Here is a 21,560-nt window from a genome sequence, read left to right as displayed (position 1 = left end):
CGTCGTGGCGGCCGGCGTTGTCGCCGGGCGCGTCGGCGGACGGTCGCAGCGTGGCACGCGAATCTGGGACAATGCCGCCCCAATCGGCAACACGAAGAGCGGCACGTGGCGAAATCGACTCTGATCGGCGGCTTTCATGCGGTTCTGGCGGCGCTCGAAGACGCGCACGACAAACCCTTCGAGATCCTGCTCGCCGATACCCGCAACGACGATCGCGCCCGCCGCGTACAGGCGCTAGCGCGGCAGCACGAGGTGCGGCTGCGCGTGGTGCCGCGCGCCGACCTCGATCTCAAGGCGCCCGAGCTGCGCCATCAGGGCGTACTGGCCTACGTGCCGGAAAAGGCCTTCGACGCCGAGGACGCGCTCTATCAGCCGGCCGAGAAGGACCGCTGGTTCCTGGCCCTCGACGGTGTCCAGGATCCGCACAACCTCGGCGCCTGCCTGCGCACCGCCGAGGCCGTCGGCGTCAATGCCGTCATCATTCCCAAGGACCGCAGCGCCAGCCTGACGGCGGCGGCGCGCGCCGCCGCCGCCGGCAGTGCCGAGCGCGTGCCGCTGGTGGCGGTGACCAACCTCGCGCGCACGCTGGAGCGGCTGAAGGAGCTCGGCTACTGGACCACCGGACTGGCCGGCGAGGCGACGGAAACGCTCTACGAGGTCGACCTGACCGGCCCGACCGTGCTGGTGATGGGCGCCGAAGGCGAGGGCCTGCGGCGCCTGACGCGCGAGACCTGCGACCGGCTCGTGAAGATCCCGATGCAGGGCAAGACCGAGAGCCTCAACGTTTCGGTCGCCACCGCCGTTTGCCTCTACGAGGCTTACCGCCAGCGTCATCCGCCCGCGCCGCGGCGCCGCAAGTAGCGCCCGAACGTGGCCGCCGGCGCGTCGGGCCGGGGCCTCGTTTCATTGCGCCAGCGGCGCGATTCCCCTAATATGCGCGCCCCTCGTGCCATTCCGGCGCGAGGTTTCACTTGCTCCACCGTGACGCCGCCGCAAGGCCGGAACGGGGAGCCGCACGCAGAAATGCATGCGTCCACAAGGAGATGCGATGCGTCACTATGAGATTGTCGTCATGGTGCATCCGGACCAGAGCGAACAGGTTCCGGCCATGACCGAGCGTTACAAGAACATGATCCAGACCGGTGGCGGTCAGGTTCACCGCCTCGAGGACTGGGGTCGCCGTCAGCTCGCGTACCCGATCGCCAAGGCGCACAAGGCGCACTACGTGCTGATGAACGTCGAGATCAACGACGCCACCCTGGCCGAGCTGGAGAACGCGTTCCGCTTCAACGACGCGGTCATCCGCAAGCTGGTGATCCGCACCGAAGCCGCCGCGACCGAGCAGTCGCCGCTGTTCAAGGCGCCGGAAGAGGAAAAGAAGCCCGGCGAGTTCCGCTCGCGCGGCACCGACGCCGAAGGCGCGACCGAAGAAGCGAACGCCGAGGAAGGAGTCTAAGCCATGGCACAGCAGTTCTACCGCCGCAAGAAGTCCTGCAAGTTCAGCTCGGACAACGCGCCGAAGATCGACTACAAGGACCTTGCATTGCTCAAGGGTTACATCGGCGAGAACGGCAAGATCGTGCCGGCCCGCATCACCGGTACGCGCACGCGCTACCAGCGCGAGCTGGCGCTGGCGATCAAGCGCGCGCGCTTCCTGGCGCTGCTGCCGTACACCGACAAGCACGTGTAAGGGAGCGAGCCCATGGAAGTCATTCTGCTCGAGAAGATCAAGAAGCTCGGCGACCTCGGCGAGACCGTGAAGGTCAAGCCCGGTTTTGGCCGCAACTACCTGCTGCCGCAGGGCAAGGCGCTGCCGGCGACGGAAGCCAACCGCCAGGTGTTCGAGGCCCGCAAGGCTGAGCTGGTGAAGAAGGCCGGCGACAGCATCAACGCCGCCAAGGCGCGCGCCGAGAAGCTGGCCGGCCAGACGCTGACGATCAAGGTGCTGGCCTCGGAAGAAGGCAAGCTGTACGGCTCGGTCGGCCCCGGCGAGATCGTCGAAGCCGCCGAGGCTGCCGGCCTCGACCTCAAGAAGAGCGAGATCGACATGATCACCGGCCCGATCCGCGCGATCGGCAGCTACGAGATCGCGGTGCGCCTGCATACCGAAGTCGAGACCTCGCTGACCGTGGTCGTCACCGAAGACCGGCCGCAGGCCCGCTAGCCAGCGACCCGCTGCACGCTTCGTGGAACGGCCCGCCTCGCGCGGGCCGTTTCGTTTCCGTCGCCCGACGGCCCCGCCGCCGCCGCATTCGCTGCATAATCTTCAGCCCGATGAGCACCCCTCTGAAACTCCAGCAGCAGCCGAAGGCGCCGCCGTACTCGGTCGAGGCCGAGCAGTCCGTGCTCGGCGGCCTGATGCTGGAGAACCGGCACTGGGACGATCTCGCCGACAAGCTCAACGCCGAGGATTTCTACCGCGAGGATCACCAGCTGATCTTCCGCGCGATCGCCGAACTCGCCGGCAGCCAGAAGCCCTGCGATTTCGTCACGCTCGCCGAGCATCTGAAGGCGCGCGGCCAGCTCGAGGCCGCCGGTGGCCTGGCCTACCTCGGCACGCTCGCCAACGACACGCCGAGCGCCGCCAACGTCATGGCCTATGCGGAGATCGTCCGCGAGCGGGCCGTACTGCGCTCGCTGGCCAGCGCCGGCGGCGAGATCGCCGAGCTCGGCTACCGCCCGGACGGGCGTTCGTATGCGGAGCTGCTCGATCTGGCCGAGCAGAAAGTCTTCAAGCTGCGCGCCAAGGCCGATCGCACGAAGAACGACTACTACGCGATGCCGGGTCTGATCGACGCGCTCGAGAAGAAGATCGACATGCTGCGCTCGAACCAGGGCCAGCTCGCCGGCCTGTCGACCGGCTTTTCCGATCTCGATCGCAGCACGACCGGCTTTCATCCGGGTGATCTGGTCATCGTCGCCGGCCGCCCGTCGATGGGCAAGACGACGTTCGCGCTCAACATCGCCGAGCACGTCGTGCTCTACGAGAAGAAGCCGGCGCTGGTATTCAGCATGGAAATGCCGGCCGAGCAGCTGGCCATGCGTATGCTGTCGTCGTTCGCGCGCATTCCGATGGGCAAGCTGCGCAGCGGCGAGCTCGATGATCGCGACATGGACCGCCTCGTCTCGCAGAGCGGCTTTTTGCGCGAAGCGCCGCTGTACATCGACGAGACCGGCGCGATGTCGCCGCTCGACGTGCGCGCCCGCGCCCGCCGCGTCAAGGCGCGCCACGGGCTCGGCCTGATCGTCGTCGACTACATCCAGCTGATGCAGATTCCCGGCAACAAGGAAAACCGCACCAACGAGATTTCCGAGATCTCGCGCAGCCTCAAGGCGCTCGGCAAGGAGCTCGAGGTGCCGGTGGTCGCGCTGTCGCAGCTCAACCGCGGCGTCGAGCAACGCGACAACAAGCGTCCGCGCATGGCCGACCTGCGCGAATCCGGCGGTATCGAACAGGACGCCGACTTGTGCCTGTTCATCTACCGCGACGAGGTCTACAACAAGGAATCGCCGGACAAGGGCACCGCCGAGATCATCATCGCCAAGCAGCGTAACGGCCCGCTCGGCACGGTGCGGACGGCGTTCTTCGGCGAGTTCACGCGCTTCGAGAACCTGGCCCAGCACGGGGCACACGGCTACGGCGGCTTCGATCCGGGCGAATGATTCCGCGCGTTACGGCGACGATCGACCTCGCGGCGATCCAACACAATCTGCGCGTCATGCGTGCGCTGGCGCCGCAGTCGCGCGTCATGGCGCCGGTCAAGGCGGATGCCTATGGGCACGGCGCCGTGCCGGTGGCGCGGGCGCTGGAGACGGCCGGCGTCGATGCCCTGGCGGTGGCCTGCCTCGAGGAGGCGATGGAGCTGCGCCAAGCGCACATCATCGCGCCGATCGCGCTGCTCGAAGGCGTGATCTCGCAGGAAGAAGCCGCGCTCGCGGTCTACGAGCGCCTGCAGGTCGTGGTGCACGACCATTGGCAGATCCAGTTGCTCGAGACGCTGCCGGACAGCGCCCAGCTGTCGCTGTGGTTCAAGCTCGACAGCGGCATGCATCGGCTCGGCTTTCCGCTCGCCGACGTGCCGCAGCTGCGCGAAGTCCTGCGCCGCCATCCGAACTGGAAGCTGGAAGGCTGGCTGACCCATCTGGCCTGTGCCGACGAGCCGGGCAGCGAATTCACGCGCCGGCAGATCGAGGGCTTCAGCGCGGCGCTGGCCGGCGTGCCCGGTCCGCGCTCGATCGCCAATTCGGCCGGCGTCATCGCCTGGCCGCAGGCGCGCGTCGACTGGATCCGCCCCGGACTGGCGCTGTACGGTTGTTCGCCGCTGCCGGAACTCAGCGCCGCGACGCTCGGCCTGCGCCCGGCGATGACGCTGGAGAGCCGCCTGATCGCGATCCGCACCTTCGCCGCCGGCGAAAGCATCGGCTACAGCCGCCGCTACGTCTGTCCCGAGCGGATGCCGATCGGCGTCGTCGCGATCGGCTATGCCGACGGTCTGCATCGCGCGTTCCGCAACGGCACGCCGCTGATCGTCAGCGGTCGCCGCGTGGCGCTCGCCGGACGCATATCGATGGACATGATCACGGTCGACCTGCGCGCCGCGCCGCAGGCGCGGGTCGGCGACGCCGTGCAGCTCTGGGGTCCCGCGCTGTCGGCCGATGAAGTTGCCACCCACGCCGACACGCTGTCGTACGAGTTGTTCTGCGGGCTCACGCAGCGCGTGCATTTCCGCCATCTGCACGGGCCCGAGGACGCGCCGGCGCCCGCTGCGCACTGAGGCCGCGCCGCGGCCTTCGTTCGAGGGCGCGGCGAGTCCGCAGCCGGGCGCGATCAGGCGGTGAAGAAGCTCATCTGCGTGCCGAGCAGCTCGATCGTGTCGCCGGGCTGCAGCTTGCGCGCCTGCGTGTTGATTTCCTGGCCATTGACGAGCGCGCGCTTGCCGCCGCTGTCGCCGCCGACGTGGACGATGTAGTAGCCGTCGGCGCGGCGCGTGATCGCCGCCACCTGTACGCCGGGCTTGCCCACCGTGGTGAGCGCCTTCGACAGCTCCAGTTCCTTGCCGGCATTCGGGCCGCTGGCGACGCGCAGCTTGCCGAGCAGCGGCTTGGCGGCGGCCGGTGCAGCGGCGGCTGGTGCCTGCAGCTGCGACTCGAAGGCCGCACCGAGCTGGCCCGGGCGCAGGATCATGGTCTTCTCGAAATCGTCTTCGGCACCGTCGTCCGCCTCGTAACGCAGGCGGTTGCGGCCGATCATGATCTCGTCGCCGTGCGTGAGCGGGTGCTTGCTGATGGCGCGACCGTTGACGAGCGTGCCGTTGGTCGACTCGAGATCCTCGAGGAACGAATCCTTGAGGATGGTGATGATGACGGCGTGGCGGCCGGAGACCGCCTTGTCGTTGAGCGCGACGTCGTTGTCGGGGTGGCGGCCGATGCTGACGCGTTCGCGGTCCAGCACGAATTCCTGCGACTGTCCGCTGCTGTCGGTGACGATGAGCTTGCCCATATGCCTTCGTGCCTTGAAATCAGAACCATTCCATCAGGCGCTCGTACCAGCGCCGGCCGCGCGCGAACGACGCGTCGGCCCTCGCCAGCACGACCGAAATATTGTCCCTGCCTCCCGCATCGTTGGCGAGCTCGACGAGCCGGCGCGCCGCGTTTCGAGGTTGGCAGTGTAGCGTTCCAGCGTTAAGCGGATGGTCTCGTCGCCGATCATGTCGGTCAGGCCATCGGAGCACAGCAGCACGAGATCGCCGACCTCGACGGTGTCCTCGATCAGGTCGACCTGCACCTCGTTCTCGACGCCGAGCGCGCGCGTGACGATGTTCTTGCGCACCAGCCGCGTGGCGTCCTCGCGCGAATAATGCCCGCGCGAGACCAGTTCCTCGAGCAGCGAATGATCGCGGGTGAGCTGTTCGAGCGTGCCGTTGCGCAGGCGGTAGAGGCGCGAGTCGCCGACGTAGGCGATCGCCAGGCGGTCGTCGTGGAGCAGGGCGACGACGATCGTCGTGCCCATGCCGGCGCATTGCGGCTGGGTCTGTGCGACCTGATGGATCGTCGCGTGCGCGTTCTCCAGCGCGTTCTTCAGCAGCATGGCTTCGCTGCTGTAGCCGCTCTGCGCGTCGACTTCGCCGCGCCTGAGCGCAGGCCAGCTGCGCTTGACCACGTCGAGCACGGTAGTCACGGCGATGCCGCTGGCGATCTCGCCAGCGTTGTAGCCGCCCATGCCGTCGGCGAGCACCAGCAGGCCGATCTCCTCGTCCTCGGCGACCGCGTCCTCGTTGTTGCCGCGCACGCGGCCCGCATCGCTGAGCAGCGCCGTCGCGACCTTGTCCTTGAGCGCCATCCGCGCTTCAGCCCGACAGGCCGCCGGCGGCGGCACGCAGCTCGCGGGCGAGATCGGCGCCGCGCGCATGGCGGCGCGCCGGATCCTTGTCGAGCAGGCGCGCGAGGATGGCATCGACTTCGGCCGGCAGGTCGGGGCGCAGTGCCTGCGGCGGCAGATGCGGTTCGTTCGCGATCTTGAACATCAGCGTCGCCATCGATTCGGCCCGGAACGGCAGGGCGCCGGTCAGCAATTGATACAGCGTCACGCCGAGAGAGAAAAGGTCCGAGCGGCCGTCGACCTTCTTGCCCGACAGCTGTTCGGGCGACATGTAGCTCGGCGTGCCGAGCACCAGGCCGGTCTTGGTCTTGCTGGCGTCGGTGATGCGGGCGATGCCGAAGTCCATCAGCTTCAGCGCCCGTGTGCTCTCGAGCAGCATCATGTTGGCCGGTTTGATGTCGCGGTGGACGATGCCGTTGGCGTGTGCGTAGTCGAGCGCATCGGCGGCCTCGGCGGCGAGGCGCAGCACCTCGGCGACCGGCAGCAGATTGTTCGGCTTGGTGTGTCGCGTCAGGTCGTGGCCGCGGATGAACTCCATCGCGATGTAGGCGAGATCGTGTTCCTCGCCGGCGTCGTAGATAGACACGATGTGCGGATGCGCGAGACGCCCGGCGGTCTCGGCCTCGCGGAAGAAGCGTTCCTTGACGCCGGCCAGCTCGTCGGGCTCGAACTCCTGCGACAGTGCCAGCGTCTTGATCGCCACCTGCCGTCCGATCTTCGGATCGCGGCCGGCGTAGACGACGCCCATCGCGCCCTTGCCGAGCTCGCGTTCGACCTGATAGCGGCCGAGCATCGGTTTTTCGAGCTGCTCGGTGGCGTCGAGCACCAGCGTGCCGCCGGGCGCCGCCGCCGCATGGCTGCCGAGGATCACGGTCTCGGACAGCTTCTTGGCGCGCGACAACTTCTGCTGCACGTCGCGGAACTCACGCTGGAAGCCGGCGATGTACTGGTAGGCGACCTCCGCCTTGCCGAACTGGCGCTTGCGCTCGAAGTCGAGCGCGAGGTTGTAGACGAGGTCGAGCAGCTTGTCGTCGACCGGCTGCACGCGGCGGAACTTCTCGAACGCCATGTCGAGCTGGCCCTGGCCCTGGAAGGCGAGGCCGAGCATGCGGTTCGACTCGGCGCTTTCGATGTCGCTGCTCTGCTTGAGGCGCTCGGTGATGTTGAACTTCTTGACGGTCATGAACAGATGGCCGACGGCGACGAACAGCGCCGCCAGTGTCAGCGGCAGCCAGAGGCCACGGCCGATCATCAGCCCGAGCTGCGTGCCGAGCAGCGCGACGACCAGCGCCAGCGTCGCCAGCGCCGCGGCGGTCGCGCGCAGGCGCGGCAACGCGAACGCGAGGTAGGCGGCGAGCAGCAGCAGGACCGCGAGCTGGGCCCAGCGCGACCAGAGCGGGCGCGTCAGGAAGTCCTGCTGCAGCACGCTGGAGACGCTGTGCGCGAGCGTCAGCACCGGCGCCATCGCCGCGCCCACCGGTGTCGCGAAGCTGTCGCCGGTACCGGCGGCGGTGGTGCCGATCAGCACGATCTTGTCGCGGTAGCGCTCCGGCGGCAGCTTGCCGGACAGCAGATCGTAGGCCGAGTCGACCGGAAACGCCGGCCGGCCGTCGCGATCGGCGTAGAACTGCGTGTACATGCGCAGCGCCGGGGTCGTCGCGATCGACAGCTCGCCGAGTTCGACGCCCTCGCCGAGGCGCACGACGATGTCCGCCGGCTGCAGGTTCAGGGCAGTTGCCGCCAGCATCAGCGACAGCGAGGGGTAGAACGCGTCGTAGTACTGCACGACCAGCGGCTCGTAGCGCACGGCGCCGTCGCTGTCCGGCGTGACGTTCAGGTGGCCGATTGCGCTGGCGTCGGCACCGAGTTCGGCGATCGGCGCCTGCAGCGCGCGGGCCTGCAGCGGCAGCGCGCCGTCGGCGCGCGCGCCGACGCGGTCCTCGATCCGGGTCAGCGCATTGCGTTGCACGTAGTCGGGCAGCAGCGCATCCGGGCGCCCCTGCGGGCGGCCGAGTTCGAACACCATCGGCAGCACGGTGCGGCCCTGCGCCGACAGCGCCGCGGCGAGCGCGTCGTCACCGCCGCCGCCGGCCCTGGCGGCCGTCTCGATACGCTCGGCGAGGGCGCCGATCAGCTGCCGGTAGTCGCGGGCCAGCGCCGACTCGCGGTAGGACTTGGCGATCGCCGCGAGCGTCGCGGTGCGTGGTGCGCCGTCGTCGAGCATCACGCCGAAGGTCTCGATCTCGGCCGGAATCTGCTGGCTCAGCGGCGACTGCCGCAGCTCGTCGGCCAGGGCCTGCAGGCCGTCGCTGCCGGCGTTGCGCTCGGCTTCGAGATAGAGCGCGGTATTGCCGATCACCTTGGCGCCACCGGCACGCAGCCGGTCGATCAGCTGGGCCTGCAGCGTGCGCGGCCACGGCCAGCGGCCGAGGTTGCGGATCGAGGCGTCGTCGATGGCGACGATGGCGATGCGCTCGGACGGCGCGCGCTCGCGCGAGCGCACGCCGAGGTCATAGGTGTAACGCTCGAGCGACTGAAAGCTTTCGGCGAACACGCCGTATGCGAGCACGGCGAACACGACTGCAAATGCGAGCGCCGCGAACCAGTCTCTGGTCCACAGTTTTTCTTTCACCACCAAGCCCCCCGACCCGTGTGCTGCGGCGACACGAGCGACGATACTAGCGGTTCCGGACTTCGCCGTCCGCTACACGCGTCGCACTCGCATGGCCAAAGCCAAAACCCAATACGTCTGTCAGAACTGTGGTGGTACCAGCCCGAAATGGGTCGGGCAATGCCCGGATTGTGGGGCCTGGAACAGCCTGACGGAGACGGTCGCGACGGCGGCGCCGAAAGCGCGCGGCGGCGGCATCTCCGGCTTTGCCGGCGGTCGTGTACAGAAGCTTGACGAAGTCGAGCTGCAGGAAGAGCCGCGCGCGCATACCGGGCTCGCCGAGATGGACCGCGTGCTCGGCGGCGGCATCGTGCCCGGCGCGGTGATCCTGATCGGCGGCGATCCGGGCATCGGCAAATCGACGCTGCTGCTGCAGATGCTCGCCGAGGTGCACGGCCGCCTGCCGACGCTTTACGTGACCGGCGAGGAATCGCTGACGCAGGTGCACCTGCGCGCACAGCGCCTCGGCCTGACGCGGCTCGACCTGCCGGTGCTCGCCGAGACCGGCGTCGAGCAGATCATCGCCCAGCTGCAGGCGCTGCGGCCCGGCCTGGTCGTCATCGACTCGATCCAGACCCTGTACACCGAAACGCTCGATTCGGCGCCGGGCTCGGTGTCGCAGCTGCGCGAATGCGCGGCGCAGCTGGTGCGCTACGCGAAGTCGGCGCAGACCGCGGTCGTGCTGGTCGGCCACGTCACCAAGGAGGGCGCGATCGCCGGCCCGCGCGTGCTCGAGCACATGGTCGACACGGTGCTCTACTTCGAGCACGACCCGGGCTCGCGCTTTCGCATCATTCGCGCCGTCAAGAACCGCTTCGGCGCGGTCAACGAGCTCGGCGTGTTCGCGATGACCGACGGTGGCCTCAAGGAGGTCAGCAACCCGTCGGCGCTGTTCCTGTCGCGCCACGGCGGACCGGTGCCGGGCAGCGTCATCACGGTCACGCGCCAGGGCAGCCGGCCGATGCTGGTCGAGGTACAGGCGCTGGTCGATCAGTCGACGATCGGCAATCCGCGGCGCGTGACGCTCGGCCTCGAAGGCAACCGTCTCAACATGCTGCTGGCGGTATTGCATCGCCACGGCGGCATCTCGCTCGGCGACCAGGACGTGTTCGCCAACGTCGTCGGCGGCATGCGCATCCAGGAAACGGCGGCCGACCTGCCGCTGCTGGTGGCGGCGCTGTCGAGCTTCCGCAGCCGGCCGGTGCCCGGCGACTGGATCGTCTTCGGCGAGATCGGCCTGGCCGGCGAGGTGCGCCCGGTCGCCGGCGGCGAGGAACGCCTGATCGAAGCCGCCAAGCAGGGCTTCCGGCGCGCGATCGTGCCGGAGGCGAACCGGCCGCGGCGCGGCACCAAGCTCGATCTGGAAGTGGTCGCGGTATCGCGCCTCGACGAGGCGCTGGCGCAGCTCTGAGGCGCGGCGCTCAGGCGGCGCGCGGCCGGGTCGTACTGCCGTTGCCGCCGTTCTTCGGCGGCCAGATGCGCGTCGCCTTGATGACGTTGGCGCGCGCCTCGGTGATCTCCAGCGTGTAGCCGTCGACCACCACGCGGTTGCCGGTCTGCGGCAGCGCCTCGAGGTGTTCGAGCACCAGGCCGTTGATCGTCTTCGGCCCTTGCGTGGGCAGGTGCCAGTCGAGGTTGCGGTTGAGGCTGCGCACCGTCACCGAGCCGGAGACGCGATACGAGCCGTCGGCATCGGCGTAGACGTTCTTCAGCCGCGTCGCCGGGTCGGAAGTGAATTCGCCGACGACTTCCTCGAGGATGTCCTCGAGCGTGACCAGACCCTGGATGTCGCCGTACTCGTCGACGACGAAGCCGACGCGCCGCTTCTGATTCTGGAAGTTCAGCAGCTGCTGGTTCAGTGGCGTGCCTTCCGGCACGTAATAGGGCTCGGAGGCCAGCGCCAGCAGGCTGTCGATGTCGAGCTTGTCCTCGGCGGCCAGGCGCACGGCGCGGCGCAGGTGGACGACGCCCTTCAGATTGTCGATCGAGCCGTCGAACACCGGCAGGCGCGTGTGCTGGCTGCCGATGACGGTGTCGCGGATGCTTTCCCGGGAGTCGCTGATATCGATGCCGACGATCTCGTTGCGCGGCACCATGATGTCCTCGACGGTCGCCTTCTCGAGGTCGATGATCGACAGCAGCATCTTCTGGTGCCGCTGCGGGATCATCGCGCCGGCCTCCAGCACCACGGTGCGCAGTTCCTCGGAGCTGAGGCTGTGCTGGGCGGCGTCTTCCGGCGTGATGCCGAACAGGCGCAGCAGGCCGTTGCTGGCCAGGTTGACCGCCCAGACGAACGGGAACAGGGGCAGGCGCAGGAACCAGTAGACGTAGGCCGCCGGCAGTGCGACGCGCTCGGGGTGCAGCGCGGCCAGCGTCTTCGGCGTGACCTTGGCGAAGATCAGCATGATCAGGGTCATCGCGCCGATGGCGACCAGGACCGCCGAATCGTGCGAGAACAGCCGCGCCGTGATCATCGCCACCAGCGCCGCGGCCAGATTGTTGACGAAGGTATTGCCGAGCAGGATCGTGCCGATCAGGCGGTCGGGCCGCCGCAACAGGCGCTTGGCGTAGCGCGCGCCGCGCTCGCCGTTCTGGGCACGCGTGCGCAGGCGGTAGCGGTTGAGCGTCATCAGCCCGGTTTCGGAGCCGGAGAAGAACGCCGATAGCGCGAGCAGGGCGATCAGCAGGCCCAGCAGGGCGGCGAGGGGCATGTCGTCCAAGTAGGATTGAGTCGAGGGAGGCCGGGTCAGCGGCTTCTAGTTATCGAAGCGCGTCGGTCGCTGTCAACGGCCACGCATGAGAAAAGCGCTTCAAGTCCAATGCCGGCCTAGGATTTCTTCAAGAATCAACTTGCTGCCGAAATAAGCCAGGATCAAGGTCGCGTAACCGGCGAGCGCCCAGCGGATCGCCGTGCGGCCGCGCCAGCCATGGCGGACGCGGCCCCACAGCAGCACGCCGAAGATCAGCCACGCGGTGACCGACAGGATGGTCTTGTGGGCCAGATGCTGCGCCAGCCAGTCGCGGATGAACCACAGGCCGGACAGCAGCGTCAGCGACAGCAGCACGAAGCCGATGCCGATCAGCTGGAACAGCAGCCGCTCCATCGTCTGCACCGGCGGCAGCGCGCGCGCCAGCCGCGTCAGCTGCCGGCGATGCAGCAGGCGGTCCTGTGCCGCCAGCAGGATCGACTGCACCGCGGCCAGTGTCAGCAGGCCGGCCGAGAACAGCGACAGCACGATGTGGATGCGGGCCTTCCAGTCGCTGACCACGGTATCGCTGACCGGCGAAGGCCAGATGATCGCGGCCAGTGCCGCGGCGGCGGTCAGCGGGTAGACCGCCATGCCGAGCACGCGCAGCGGCTCGCGGAAGCACAGCGCCCACAGCAACAGCGACGACTGCCAGCTGAACATCGACAGCGCCTCGTTGAAGCCGATGGTGATGGTGCCGCCATGAAAGACGTAGCCGCTCAGCGCGATGCCATGCAGCAGCAGCGCGAGCGGCGGCAGCACGCGCTCGAGGGCCGGCTGCGGCCATCGCCAGATCAGCAGCGCGGTGGCGACGTAGAGCGCGCCGGCGAGTACGGTGAGGATCATGGGGCGAGCATAGCATTGGCGCCCGCCGTGCTAGCATCGTCCGATCGGTTTTCCGGAAAGCTATGCGTATCAAGATTCTCGGCTGCAGTGGCGGCGTCGGTCCTGGCTTGCGGACCACCAGCCTGTTGCTCGACGAGGAAATCCTGATCGATGCCGGCACCGGGGTCGGCGATCTGACCCTGACCCAGCAGCAGCGTATTCGTCGCGTGTTCCTCACGCACTGCCACCTCGATCACGTCTGTGGCCTGGCGTTCATGGCCGACAATCTGTTCGACCGCATCGAGCAGCCGATCGTCGTGCACGCCAGCCGCGATACCCTGCAGGCGTTGCGCGAGCACATCTTCAACTGGCGGATCTGGCCGGACTTCTCGACGCTGCCGGACGAATCGACCCCGCTGCTGCGCTGGAGCGAGGTGGCGATGGAGGAGCGCATCGATCTCGGCGACGGGCGCATGGTGATTCCGTTCCGCGTCCTGCATACGGTGCCTGCCAACGGCTACGCGATCGAGACGCGCAGCGGCACCTTCGCATTCACTGGCGACACCTACGCCGACGACGCGCTGTGGGTGTTCCTGAACCGCCTGCCGCGACTCGACAAGCTGATGATCGAGATCGCGTTCCCGGACCAGGAAGCGGCGCTGAGCCATGCTTCGAAGCATTTCACGCCGGAGCTGCTCGGCGTCGAGCTGCGCAAGCTCGTGCATCGTCCGAAGCTGTACCTGACGCATCACAAGCCGGGGACCGAGGTGCAGATCGAGAAGGAGTGCCGGCGCGCCCTGCGCGGCTGGGAATACGTACACCTCAAGCGCGGCGACAGCATTTCGCTGAGCTGAGCGCGCCGGCCGCCGGCGCGGGCGCTGCGCCGCTACAATAGACCGATCCGACATCCGTAGCCCTTCATGTTCGAAAATCTGACGACGCGCCTCGGGCGCGTGCTCGACTCCATCCGCGGCCAGGGCCGCCTGACCGAAGAGCAGATCAATGCCGCCAGCCGCGAGCTGCGCATGGCGCTGCTCGAGGCCGACGTGGCGCTGCCGGTCGTCAAGGACTTCGTCGACAAGGTCAAGGCGCGCGCGCTGGGCGTCGAGATCACGCAGTCGCTGACGCCCGGCCAGGAGTTCCTGCGCGTCGTCCAGCAGGAACTGACGGCGACCCTCGGCGGCGTTACCGAGCCGCTGAACCTGCGCGCGCAGCCGCCGGCGATCATCCTGATGGCCGGTCTGCAGGGTTCGGGCAAGACCACCAGCACCGGCAAGCTGGCGCTGTGGCTGAAGGAACAGAAGAAGAAGGTGGTCGTCGTCTCGTGCGACGTCTACCGCCCGGCCGCCATCGAGCAGCTGCGCATCGTCGCCGGCAACGTCGGCGTCGAATTCTTCCCGTCGCAGGTCGGCCAGAATCCGGTCGACATCGCCAAGGCGGCGCTCGCCGAGGCGCGCAAGCAGTACGCCGACGTGCTGATCGTCGACACCGCCGGCCGCACCACGGTCGACGAGGACATGATGCAGGAGATCGCGGCGCTGCACGCCGCGCTCGATCCGGTCGAGACGCTGTTCGTCGTCGACAGCATGACCGGCCAGGACGCCGCCCAGACGGCGCGCGCGTTCGCCGATCGGCTGCCGCTGACCGGCGTGATCCTGACCAAGGTCGACGGCGATGCCCGCGGCGGCGCGGCGCTGTCGGTCCGCCAGGTCACCGGCAAGCCGATCAAGTTCCTCGGCGTCGGCGAAAAGTCCGACCGCCTCGAGGTCTTCCATCCGGACCGCATCGCCACGCGCATCCTCGGCCAGGGCGACGTGCTCAGCCTGATCGAGGAAACGGCGCGCAAGGTCGACCACGAGAAGGCGCAGAAGCTCGCCGAAAAACTGAAGAAGTCGAAGAACTTCGACCTCGCGGACTTCCGCGAGCAGATGCTGCAGATGCAGAACATGGGCAGCATGCAGTCGCTGATCGAGAAGTTGCCGGGCGGCGCGCAGCTGCAGGCGCAGCTCAAGAACGTCGACGCCGAGAAGCAGGTGCGGCGCACGATCGCGATCATCAACTCGATGACGCCGCAGGAGCGCCGCTTCCCGGACCTCATCAAGGCCTCGCGCAAGCGCCGCATCGCCGCCGGCGCCGGTCTCGAAGTGCAGCAGGTCAATCAGCTGCTGCGTCAGTTCGAGACCACGCGCGACATGATGAAGAAGGTCGCCAGCGGCGGCATGGCGAAGATGATGCGCGGCCTCGCCGGGCGCTTGCCGCCGGGCATGATTCCGCGGCGCTGAGCCGATGCGCCGGGGCGTCGGCGGGGCGCTGCTGCTGCTGCTGGCCATGCTGGCCAGCACGCCGGCCCATGCGATCAAGGTCGGCCAGCAGGCGCCGGAAGCCGCCGGCGTGGTCCTGCAGGGGCCGCAGGGCACCAAGCTCAGCGCGCTGAAGGGCAAGGTCGTGGTCCTCGATTTCTGGGCCTCGTGGTGCGGTCCGTGCATCGAATCGATGCCGCAGATCGATGCGCTTCACGGCCGCCTGAGAAAGCAGGGCTACGGCGAGCGCTTCGAAGTGCTGTCGGTCAGCATCGACCAGGAAGTCGACAAGGCGCAGCGCTTCATCAAGCTGCATCCGGTTTCCTATCCGGTGATCGTCGATCCGATCGGCATCGCCACGCGCTTCTTCGATCTGTGGCGCCTGCCGGCAACCTTCATCATCACGCCAAGCGGCGAGATCGACCAGATCTACTACGGCTTCGGCGACAGTTTCGCCGGCGACATCGAAAGCCGCGTGCTCGCGCTGCTCGGCGCGTCGCGTTAAGCGACAGCCCCTCCTGAACCCATGCTTCGCGGCGCGCGCCGGGCGGGCGCGGCTTGCCGCTGCCCGGGCATTGCGCTGCCGCGCCTTCGGTTCGGGTGCTCTGACATGCGGGCGAACATCTCATCGCGGGCCTGCGCGTTTCGTTATATAGTCGACTACATAATGACCGGTCCAACGACGCGCCGGCGCAATCGCGCAAGGCCGACGGGCGTTTTTCGTCCCGGGCTCGGCGTCCTTGCGGAACCGAAAACCTTGGGAGCAACGACATGAAACGGATGGTCATGGCCGGCGCGGCGCTGTGCGCGCTGTCGACGGCGGCGCAAGCGCAGCAGGATGAAATTTCGCCGTTCGCGCTCGGCGAGATCGTGGTCACGGCGCCGGGCGAGGGCGCACCGCAGGCGGGCGGCAGCGAGGTCGATCAGGCCGAGCTGCAGCGCTTCAATCGCGAGACGGTCGGGCGGGCGTTGAGCCTGATGCCGGGCGTCGTTACCGGCGGTGTCGGCGCGCGCAACGAGCAGGCCTTCTTCGTGCGCGGCTTCGACCTGCGCCAGGTGCCGGTGTTCATCGACGGCATTCCGGTCTATGTCTCGTACGACGGCTACGCCGACATGGGTCGCTTCAATACCTTCGATCTCGCCGAGATCCAGGTCGCCAAGGGCTTCAGCTCGGTGCTGTACGGTCCGAACACGCTCGGCGGCGCGGTCAATCTGATCAGCCGCCGCCCCGGCGCGAAGCTCGAAGGCAATGTCGGCGGCGGCCTGTACTACGACCGCGACATGAACGACGAGGGCTATCGTGCCAGCGTCAACCTCGGCAGCAACCAGGGCCTGTGGTACGCGCAGCTCGGCGGCTCGTATCTGGATCGCCGGCATTTCTCGCTGTCCGACGCTTACACGCCGACGGCTGCCGAGAACGGCGGCGTGCGCGGCAACTCGTACAACACCGACCAGAAGCTCAACCTGAAGCTGGCGTATACGCCCAACGCGACCGACGAGTACGCGCTGAACTATGTCGTGCAGCGCGGCGAGAAGGGCAATCCGCCGTACGCCGGCAGCGCGTCCGGCGTCAGCGTGCGCTACTGGCAATGGCCGAGCTGGGACAAGGACAGCCTGTACTTCATCTCGAAGACGGCGTTCGGTGATGCCTACGTCAAGGTCCGTGCCTACTACGACACCTTCCGGAATTCACTGTTCAGCTACGACGACGCGACGTACTCGACGATGACCAAGCGTTATGCGTTCAAGAGCTGGTACGACGACTACAGCTACGGCGGCAGCCTCGAAGCCGGCACGCAGCTGGGCGCTGCCAACACGCTGAAGGCATCCGCGCACTACAAGGCCGACTTCCATCGCGAACACGACAACAGCGATCCGGTGCAGCACTTCGAGGATCGGACCTACTCGATCGGCGTCGAGGACACGCAGCGCATCGGCGCGCGCATCGACGTCGTCGCCGGCGCCAGCTACGACCGCCGCGACGGCAGGCGCGCCGAAGATTACGGCAGCGCCGGCATTTCCGACTTCGAGCTCGGCAAGGCCTCGTCGTTCAATCCTCAGCTCGGGCTGTTCTACAAGTCCGCGGACGACGGCAACGCCTACTTCACGATCGCGCGCAAGAGCCGCTTCCCGACGATCAAGGACCGCTATTCGTACAGTTTCGGCACGTCAGTGCCGAATCCCGATCTGAAGGCGGAATACGCGACGCACTACCAGCTCGGCATCGCGCAGGCCTGGCACGGCGTGCAGATTGATGCGGCGCTCTACTACAGCGATATCAGCGACCTGATTCAGGCCGTGTCCATCGATCCGTCGCGTTGCACCGACAGCGGTTCGAGCTGCACGCAGAAACAGAACGTCGGCGACGTATCGAGTCAGGGCGCCGACCTCGGCCTGCGCGGCCGTCCGCTCGCGAGTCTCGAACTCGGCGGCAATTACACCTGGCTCGACCGGCGCAATGTCAGCGACGATCCGGAGATTCGCAAAATCCGCCTGACCGACGTGCCCAGGCACAAGCTGTTCGTCTACGGGCAGTGGGACGCCACGTCCGTGCTCAGTGTGGTGGCCAGCGCCGAGTACAACGCCGATCGCCTGAACACGACGGACGGCCGGCGCGGTGTCCCCAGCTACACCGTCGCCAACCTCAAGCTGTCGGCCGCACTCGGCCGCGGACTCAGCGTCGAGGCCGGCGCCAACAATCTGTTCGATCGCCATTACGCCTACACCGAGGGCTTTCCCGAGGCCGGGCGCAATTTCTTCAGCAACCTGAACTACCGCTTCTGATCGCCATGGCTCTTCGCACGCTGCTGCTTCGCGCTTTGCTGCCGCTGCTCGCGGTTTCCTGGATCACGGCCGCCCCGGCGGCGGCGCCCTGCGAGGGCATCAAGTGGGACGTCGCCGATGTCCGCGCCGTCTTCGCCGGCGAGCCGCTGGCGCTGGCGGCGGGCCGCGCACGCGACGCCGCGCCGCGGCTCGAAAGCGGCCGGCTCTACGCGCTGCAGCTGGTGCCGCAGGAAGCGGTGAGCCTGATCGCGCCGCCGGCCAAGAAGACGCTCGCCGATGGCGCCTCGGCCGGTCTGGCACGCGTGCGGATCGCGCAGGCCGGACGTTATCGCGTCGCGCTCGACGTGCCGTTCTGGATCGACGTGCTCGCAGCGGGCCAGTCGCTGCCGTCGCTGGATTTCAGCGGCGATCCGGCCTGCAGCGCGCCGCGCAAGATCGTCGTCTACGCGCTGCCGGCCGGCGAGGTCTGGCTGCAGCTGAGCGGCCATGCCGGCGAGACCGTGCGCCTGTCGGTGACCGCGGCGCCGTGAGGCGCGCGCTGGCGTTCGTCGCCGCGCTGGTCTGCGGCAGCGCGGCGGCGGCCGATTTCGGGCGCCAGCCGCTCGCCGATTCGCGCGAGCCGCCGGCGTATGCGCCGCTGTCGGGCGACGAGGGCGCCCGCTACGAACTCGGTCTGCGGGTGTTCAACACACAGTGGGTCGTCGCCGGCACGCCGCGCGCGATGCGTATCGACGGGCTCGGCCCGCTGTTCAACGTCGGCAGCTGCGACGGCTGCCACAACGACGGCGCGCGCGGCCGCGGTCCGGAAGGCGACGGCCCGGTGCCCGGTTCGCTGGTGCTGCAACTGCAGCGCGACGCCGGGCCGGACCCGGTCTACGGCCACACACTGAACGTGGCGGCGATCGACGGTCTCGACGCCGAGGCCGCGCTGTCAGTGCACTACCGGGCGCGGCGCGGCCGCTATCCGGACGGCGCGCTCTGGACCCTGCGCGTGCCGGCGTATCGCGTCGAGGCCTTGCGCGACGGCGCGCTGGCGGCCGACACGATCCTGCGGCCGCGCATCGCGCCAGCCTTGTACGGCGTTGGCCTGCTCGAGCGCATCAGCGATGCCCAGCGCCGGCGCTGGGCCGCCGATCCGGCAGCGCGTCGCGACGGCATCCGCGGCGAGCGGGCCGGACGGTTCGGCTGGCAGGGCGCCTCGGTGTCGCTCGCCGAGCAGACGGCGCGCGCGTTCTCGCGCGAGATGGGCCTGACGACGCGGCTGCTGCCGGCCGACGACTGCACTCCGGCGCAGACGCGTTGCCGCCTGGCGGACGGCGGCGTTCCGGAAGTCGACGATGCCCTGTTCGCGGCGGTGCTGGCGTTCCAGCAGAAACTCGCGGTGCCGGCCGTGCCGCGCCGCTCGGATCAGGAAGAGCGAGCGGGCGCCGCGCTGTTCGCAGCGGCCGGCTGCGCGCTGTGCCACCGGCCGCGGGCGAGCGTACGTCTCGGCGACGGCCGCTCCGTGACGATCGCCGCGTACAGCGATTTGCTGCTGCACGATCTCGGGCCGGGCCTGACCGACCGCGACGTCGCCGGGCGTGTGGTCACGAGCCGCTGGCGGACCGCACCGCTGTGGGCCGTCGGCCTGGTGCCGCGCACCGGCGTGCCGACGTATCTGCATGACGGCAGGGCACTTTCGCTGGAACAGGCGGTACTCTGGCACGACGGCGAGGCGGCCCGCGCGCGGCAGCGTTTCGAGGCGCTCGGCGGCGCGCGGCGCGAGCAACTGCTGGCCTGGCTGGCGCGGCGTTGAGCGGCAATTTCCACCAGACTGGCCGAAGCGCTGGAGTTCTGTGTGGAAATCGCTAAAATACGCGGCCTTTCAGCGGCCTTAGCGGCCTGCTAGGTCGTCTAGAAAACAGGAATTTGCAAGCATGGTTACGATTCGTCTGGCTCGCGCCGGCGCCAAGAAGCGCCCGTTCTACCACGTGGTTGCCACCGAGAAGAGCAGCGCCCGCGACGGCCGCTTCATCGAGCGCCTCGGCCACTACAACCCGAACGCCAAGGGTCAGGAGCAGAAGCTCGTGCTCGACCTCGCCCGCGTCGAACACTGGACCAAGAATGGCGCGCAGATGTCGGATCGCGTCGCGTTCCTGGTCAAGACGGCGCCGAAGGCCGCCGCCTAAGCTGTGGAAACGCGCCGGGTGACGCTGGGCCGCGTCGCCGGCGTCTACGGCGTCAAGGGCTGGATCAAGGTGTACTCCGACACCCGGCCGGCCCAGAACATTCTGAAGTACCGCCGCTGGTGGATCGCCCGCGGCGAAGGCTTCGAAGCCAAGCTGCTCGCCGGTCAGGTGCACGGTAGCAGTCTGGTCGCGCAGATCAGCGACGCCAATGGCGCGCCGATCGAGGATCGCGAGATCGCCGCCGGACTGATCGGCGCCGAGATCCAGGTCGAGCGCAGCGAGATGCCGAAGCTGCCGGACGGCCAGTACTACTGGGCCGAGCTGATCGGCCTTCGCGTCGAGAACGTCGAAGGGCTGCCGCTGGGCACGGTCACCGACATGACCAGCAACGGACCGCAGGACGTGCTGGTCATCACCGATCGCAGCGGCGATGGCGCGGACGCAACGACGCGGCTGATTCCGTTCGTCAGTCCGCAGATCGTCCGCGAGGTCGATCTGGCCGGCGGTCGCATCGTCTGCGAGTGGCAGCCGGACTGGTGATGAAGGTCGAGGTCATCACGCTGTTCCCGGAATTCGTGGAGCAGGTGACGCGGTTCGGGATGCCCCGGATCGCGGTCGAGCAGGGCCAGCTCGCGCTGTCGACGCGCAATCCGCGCGACTACAGCACGAACAAGTGGCGCCGGGTCGACGCCCGGCCGTACGGCGGCGGGCCCGGCATGGTGATGGAAGCCGAGCCGCTCGCGGCGGCGGTGAGCGACGCCAGAGCGGCGCTCGGAGCGGCGAAGGTTCCCACGAAAGTGGTCTATCTGTCGCCGCAGGGCAGCCGCTTCGATCAGCGATGGGCGGAGCGCCTGAGCGCGGAGCCGGGCTTGATCCTGCTCTGCGGTCGGTACGAAGGCCTGGACGAGCGTGTGCTCGCGGCCGAAGTGGATTTTGAACTGTCGCTGGGCGACTTCGTGTTGTCCGGCGGCGAACTGGCGGCGATGGTGGTGATTGATGCCATTGCCCGCCTGTTGCCCGGCGTGCTGGGCGACGAGCAGTCGGCGGTGAACGATTCGTTCTCCGCGGGGCTTCTGGACCATCCGCACTACACGCGGCCGGAAGTCTGGCGCGATGCCGCGGTCCCGGACGTGCTGTTGTCCGGCGATCATGCGAAAATCGCGCGCTGGCGTCGTCAGCAGTCGCTCGGGCAGACATGGTTGAAGCGGCCCGAGCTGCTCGACGGGCTGGAGCTGGACGAGGATTCAAGGGCGCTGTTGCGCGACTTCATCGCGCAGCAGCGGTAGGCACAACAGAGGTATCAGACATGCGTACGAACAAGATCATTGCCGCGGTTGAAGCGGAACAGATGAACAAGCAGGTTCCGGCTTTCAATCCGGGTGACACGGTCGAGGTCAAGGTCAAGGTCAAGGAAGGCGATCGCGAGCGTCTGCAGTCGTTCGAAGGCGTCGTCATCGCCAAGCGCAACCGCGGCCTGAACTCGGCGTTCACCGTGCGCAAGACCTCGCACGGCGAGGGTGTCGAGCGCGTGTTCCAGACCTACAGCCCGCAGGTCGCCGAGATCAGCGTGAAGCGTCGCGGTGAAGTCCGTCGCGCCAAGCTGTACTACCTGCGCAATCTGTCGGGCAAGGCCGCGCGCATCGCCGAGAAACTCGGCTAAGACGCGCCGTCCGGCCGCGGCGCGGC

Annotated in this window: 22 protein-coding genes; 17 read left to right on the top strand and 5 right to left on the bottom strand. The window is 68.2% G+C overall.

The genetic code is table 11. From position 1 onward, the window contains the following. Window positions 1-105 precede the first annotated feature (105 nt). From rlmB to alr, 6 genes are all read left to right on the top strand, one after another. Entirely contained in the window at window positions 106-861 is a 756-nt protein-coding gene (gene rlmB / locus H149_RS0103730; RefSeq protein WP_020648395.1) for a 23S rRNA (guanosine(2251)-2'-O)-methyltransferase RlmB, read from the top strand. Window positions 862-1,048: 187 nt separating this feature from the next. Further along, window positions 1,049-1,456 carry a 30S ribosomal protein S6 gene (gene rpsF / locus H149_RS0103725; RefSeq protein ID WP_020648394.1) on the top strand — a complete coding sequence of 136 codons (408 nt, stop codon included), beginning with the start codon at window positions 1,049-1,051 and terminating at the stop codon, window positions 1,454-1,456. Window positions 1,457-1,459: 3 nt separating this feature from the next. Then, window positions 1,460-1,690, top strand: a complete 231-nt coding sequence (rpsR, locus tag H149_RS0103720) for a 30S ribosomal protein S18 (RefSeq protein ID WP_020648393.1) — start codon at window positions 1,460-1,462, stop codon at window positions 1,688-1,690. A gap of 12 nt (window positions 1,691-1,702) precedes the next feature. Next, on the top strand, window positions 1,703-2,164 hold the full coding sequence (gene rplI, locus H149_RS0103715) for a 50S ribosomal protein L9 (protein ID WP_020648392.1): 462 nt from the start codon (window positions 1,703-1,705) through the stop codon (window positions 2,162-2,164). Between the two features lie 110 nt (window positions 2,165-2,274). Further along, window positions 2,275-3,663 carry a replicative DNA helicase gene (gene dnaB / locus H149_RS0103710; RefSeq protein ID WP_020648391.1) on the top strand — a complete coding sequence of 463 codons (1,389 nt, stop codon included), beginning with the start codon at window positions 2,275-2,277 and terminating at the stop codon, window positions 3,661-3,663. Beyond that, window positions 3,660-4,775, top strand: a complete 1,116-nt coding sequence (gene alr, locus H149_RS0103705) for an alanine racemase (RefSeq protein ID WP_020648390.1) — start codon at window positions 3,660-3,662, stop codon at window positions 4,773-4,775. The genes dnaB and alr overlap by 4 nt, the downstream gene beginning before the upstream one ends. 53 nt (window positions 4,776-4,828) lie before the next feature. On the opposite strand, the gene H149_RS0103700 is transcribed toward alr, so the two are convergent. Genes H149_RS0103700 through H149_RS0103690 form a run of 3 tightly spaced genes read right to left on the bottom strand, consistent with a single transcriptional unit; the run spans window position 4,829 to window position 9,011 of the window. Next, window positions 4,829-5,500: an FHA domain-containing protein gene (locus H149_RS0103700; protein WP_020648389.1), complete on the bottom strand. Its 672-nt coding sequence runs from the start codon at window positions 5,498-5,500 to the stop codon at window positions 4,829-4,831. A 33-nt stretch (window positions 5,501-5,533) separates the two neighbouring features. After that, window positions 5,534-6,340, bottom strand: a complete 807-nt coding sequence (locus H149_RS19575) for a PP2C family protein-serine/threonine phosphatase (protein ID WP_211213528.1) — start codon at window positions 6,338-6,340, stop codon at window positions 5,534-5,536. Window positions 6,341-6,347: 7 nt separating this feature from the next. Continuing rightward, a complete protein-coding gene (locus H149_RS0103690) occupies window positions 6,348-9,011 on the bottom strand; it encodes a CHASE2 domain-containing serine/threonine-protein kinase (protein WP_026352821.1) in 2,664 nt (887 codons plus the stop codon). Window positions 9,012-9,102: 91 nt separating this feature from the next. On the opposite strand from H149_RS0103690, the gene radA reads away from it, so the two are divergent. Next, window positions 9,103-10,461, top strand: coding sequence for a DNA repair protein RadA (gene radA, locus H149_RS0103685; protein ID WP_020648387.1), 1,359 nt, complete (start codon window positions 9,103-9,105; stop codon window positions 10,459-10,461). A 10-nt stretch (window positions 10,462-10,471) separates the two neighbouring features. Here radA and H149_RS19570 read toward each other — a convergent pair whose 3' ends face one another. Together H149_RS19570 and H149_RS0103675 are read right to left on the bottom strand one after the other, a co-directional pair. Then, window positions 10,472-11,761, bottom strand: a complete 1,290-nt coding sequence (locus H149_RS19570; RefSeq protein ID WP_020648386.1) for an HlyC/CorC family transporter — start codon at window positions 11,759-11,761, stop codon at window positions 10,472-10,474. A 99-nt stretch (window positions 11,762-11,860) separates the two neighbouring features. Further along, window positions 11,861-12,643, bottom strand: coding sequence for a cytochrome C assembly family protein (locus H149_RS0103675; protein WP_020648385.1), 783 nt, complete (start codon window positions 12,641-12,643; stop codon window positions 11,861-11,863). A gap of 62 nt (window positions 12,644-12,705) precedes the next feature. Between H149_RS0103675 and H149_RS0103670 the strand changes: the two genes are divergently transcribed. The 10 genes from H149_RS0103670 to rplS all read left to right on the top strand — a co-directional run bounded on the left by H149_RS0103670 (window position 12,706) and on the right by rplS (window position 21,534). Beyond that, entirely contained in the window at window positions 12,706-13,476 is a 771-nt protein-coding gene (locus tag H149_RS0103670) for a 3',5'-cyclic-nucleotide phosphodiesterase (RefSeq protein ID WP_020648384.1), read from the top strand. Between the two features lie 66 nt (window positions 13,477-13,542). Beyond that, window positions 13,543-14,904, top strand: a complete 1,362-nt coding sequence (gene ffh, locus H149_RS0103665) for a signal recognition particle protein (protein WP_020648383.1) — start codon at window positions 13,543-13,545, stop codon at window positions 14,902-14,904. A 4-nt stretch (window positions 14,905-14,908) separates the two neighbouring features. Next, complete coding sequence (locus tag H149_RS0103660; protein ID WP_020648382.1) at window positions 14,909-15,427, top strand: TlpA family protein disulfide reductase; 519 nt, start codon at window positions 14,909-14,911, stop codon at window positions 15,425-15,427. 266 nt (window positions 15,428-15,693) lie between these two features. After that, window positions 15,694-17,706 (top strand): TonB-dependent receptor plug domain-containing protein, encoded by a 2,013-nt coding sequence (locus H149_RS0103655; RefSeq protein WP_039747857.1) that lies wholly within the window; start codon window positions 15,694-15,696, stop codon window positions 17,704-17,706. A 5-nt stretch (window positions 17,707-17,711) separates the two neighbouring features. Beyond that, window positions 17,712-18,236 carry a hypothetical protein gene (locus H149_RS0103650; RefSeq protein ID WP_020648380.1) on the top strand — a complete coding sequence of 175 codons (525 nt, stop codon included), beginning with the start codon at window positions 17,712-17,714 and terminating at the stop codon, window positions 18,234-18,236. Continuing rightward, the gene (locus tag H149_RS0103645; protein WP_020648379.1) at window positions 18,233-19,501 is read left to right on the top strand and encodes a di-heme oxidoredictase family protein; all 1,269 of its coding nucleotides are present in this window, start codon (window positions 18,233-18,235) and stop codon (window positions 19,499-19,501) included. Before H149_RS0103650 ends, H149_RS0103645 begins: the two co-directional genes overlap by 4 nt. A 121-nt stretch (window positions 19,502-19,622) precedes the next feature. Continuing rightward, window positions 19,623-19,874, top strand: a complete 252-nt coding sequence (gene rpsP, locus H149_RS0103640; RefSeq protein WP_020648378.1) for a 30S ribosomal protein S16 — start codon at window positions 19,623-19,625, stop codon at window positions 19,872-19,874. Between the two features lie 18 nt (window positions 19,875-19,892). After that, window positions 19,893-20,414 carry a ribosome maturation factor RimM gene (gene rimM, locus H149_RS0103635; RefSeq protein ID WP_169518303.1) on the top strand — a complete coding sequence of 174 codons (522 nt, stop codon included), beginning with the start codon at window positions 19,893-19,895 and terminating at the stop codon, window positions 20,412-20,414. Next, the gene (trmD, locus tag H149_RS0103630; RefSeq protein ID WP_020648376.1) at window positions 20,414-21,160 is read left to right on the top strand and encodes a tRNA (guanosine(37)-N1)-methyltransferase TrmD; all 747 of its coding nucleotides are present in this window, start codon (window positions 20,414-20,416) and stop codon (window positions 21,158-21,160) included. Before rimM ends, trmD begins: the two co-directional genes overlap by 1 nt. 20 nt (window positions 21,161-21,180) lie before the next feature. Next, window positions 21,181-21,534, top strand: coding sequence for a 50S ribosomal protein L19 (rplS, locus tag H149_RS0103625; RefSeq protein ID WP_020648375.1), 354 nt, complete (start codon window positions 21,181-21,183; stop codon window positions 21,532-21,534). Window positions 21,535-21,560: the final 26 nt, after the last annotated feature.

This window comes from Solimonas variicoloris DSM 15731 (genome assembly GCF_000382285.1).
GTDB classification, from domain to species: Bacteria; Pseudomonadota; Gammaproteobacteria; order Nevskiales; family Nevskiaceae; genus Solimonas; species Solimonas variicoloris.
Note: the sequence above shows the minus strand (reverse complement) of the source record. Positions and strands in the feature narration are given on the sequence as shown.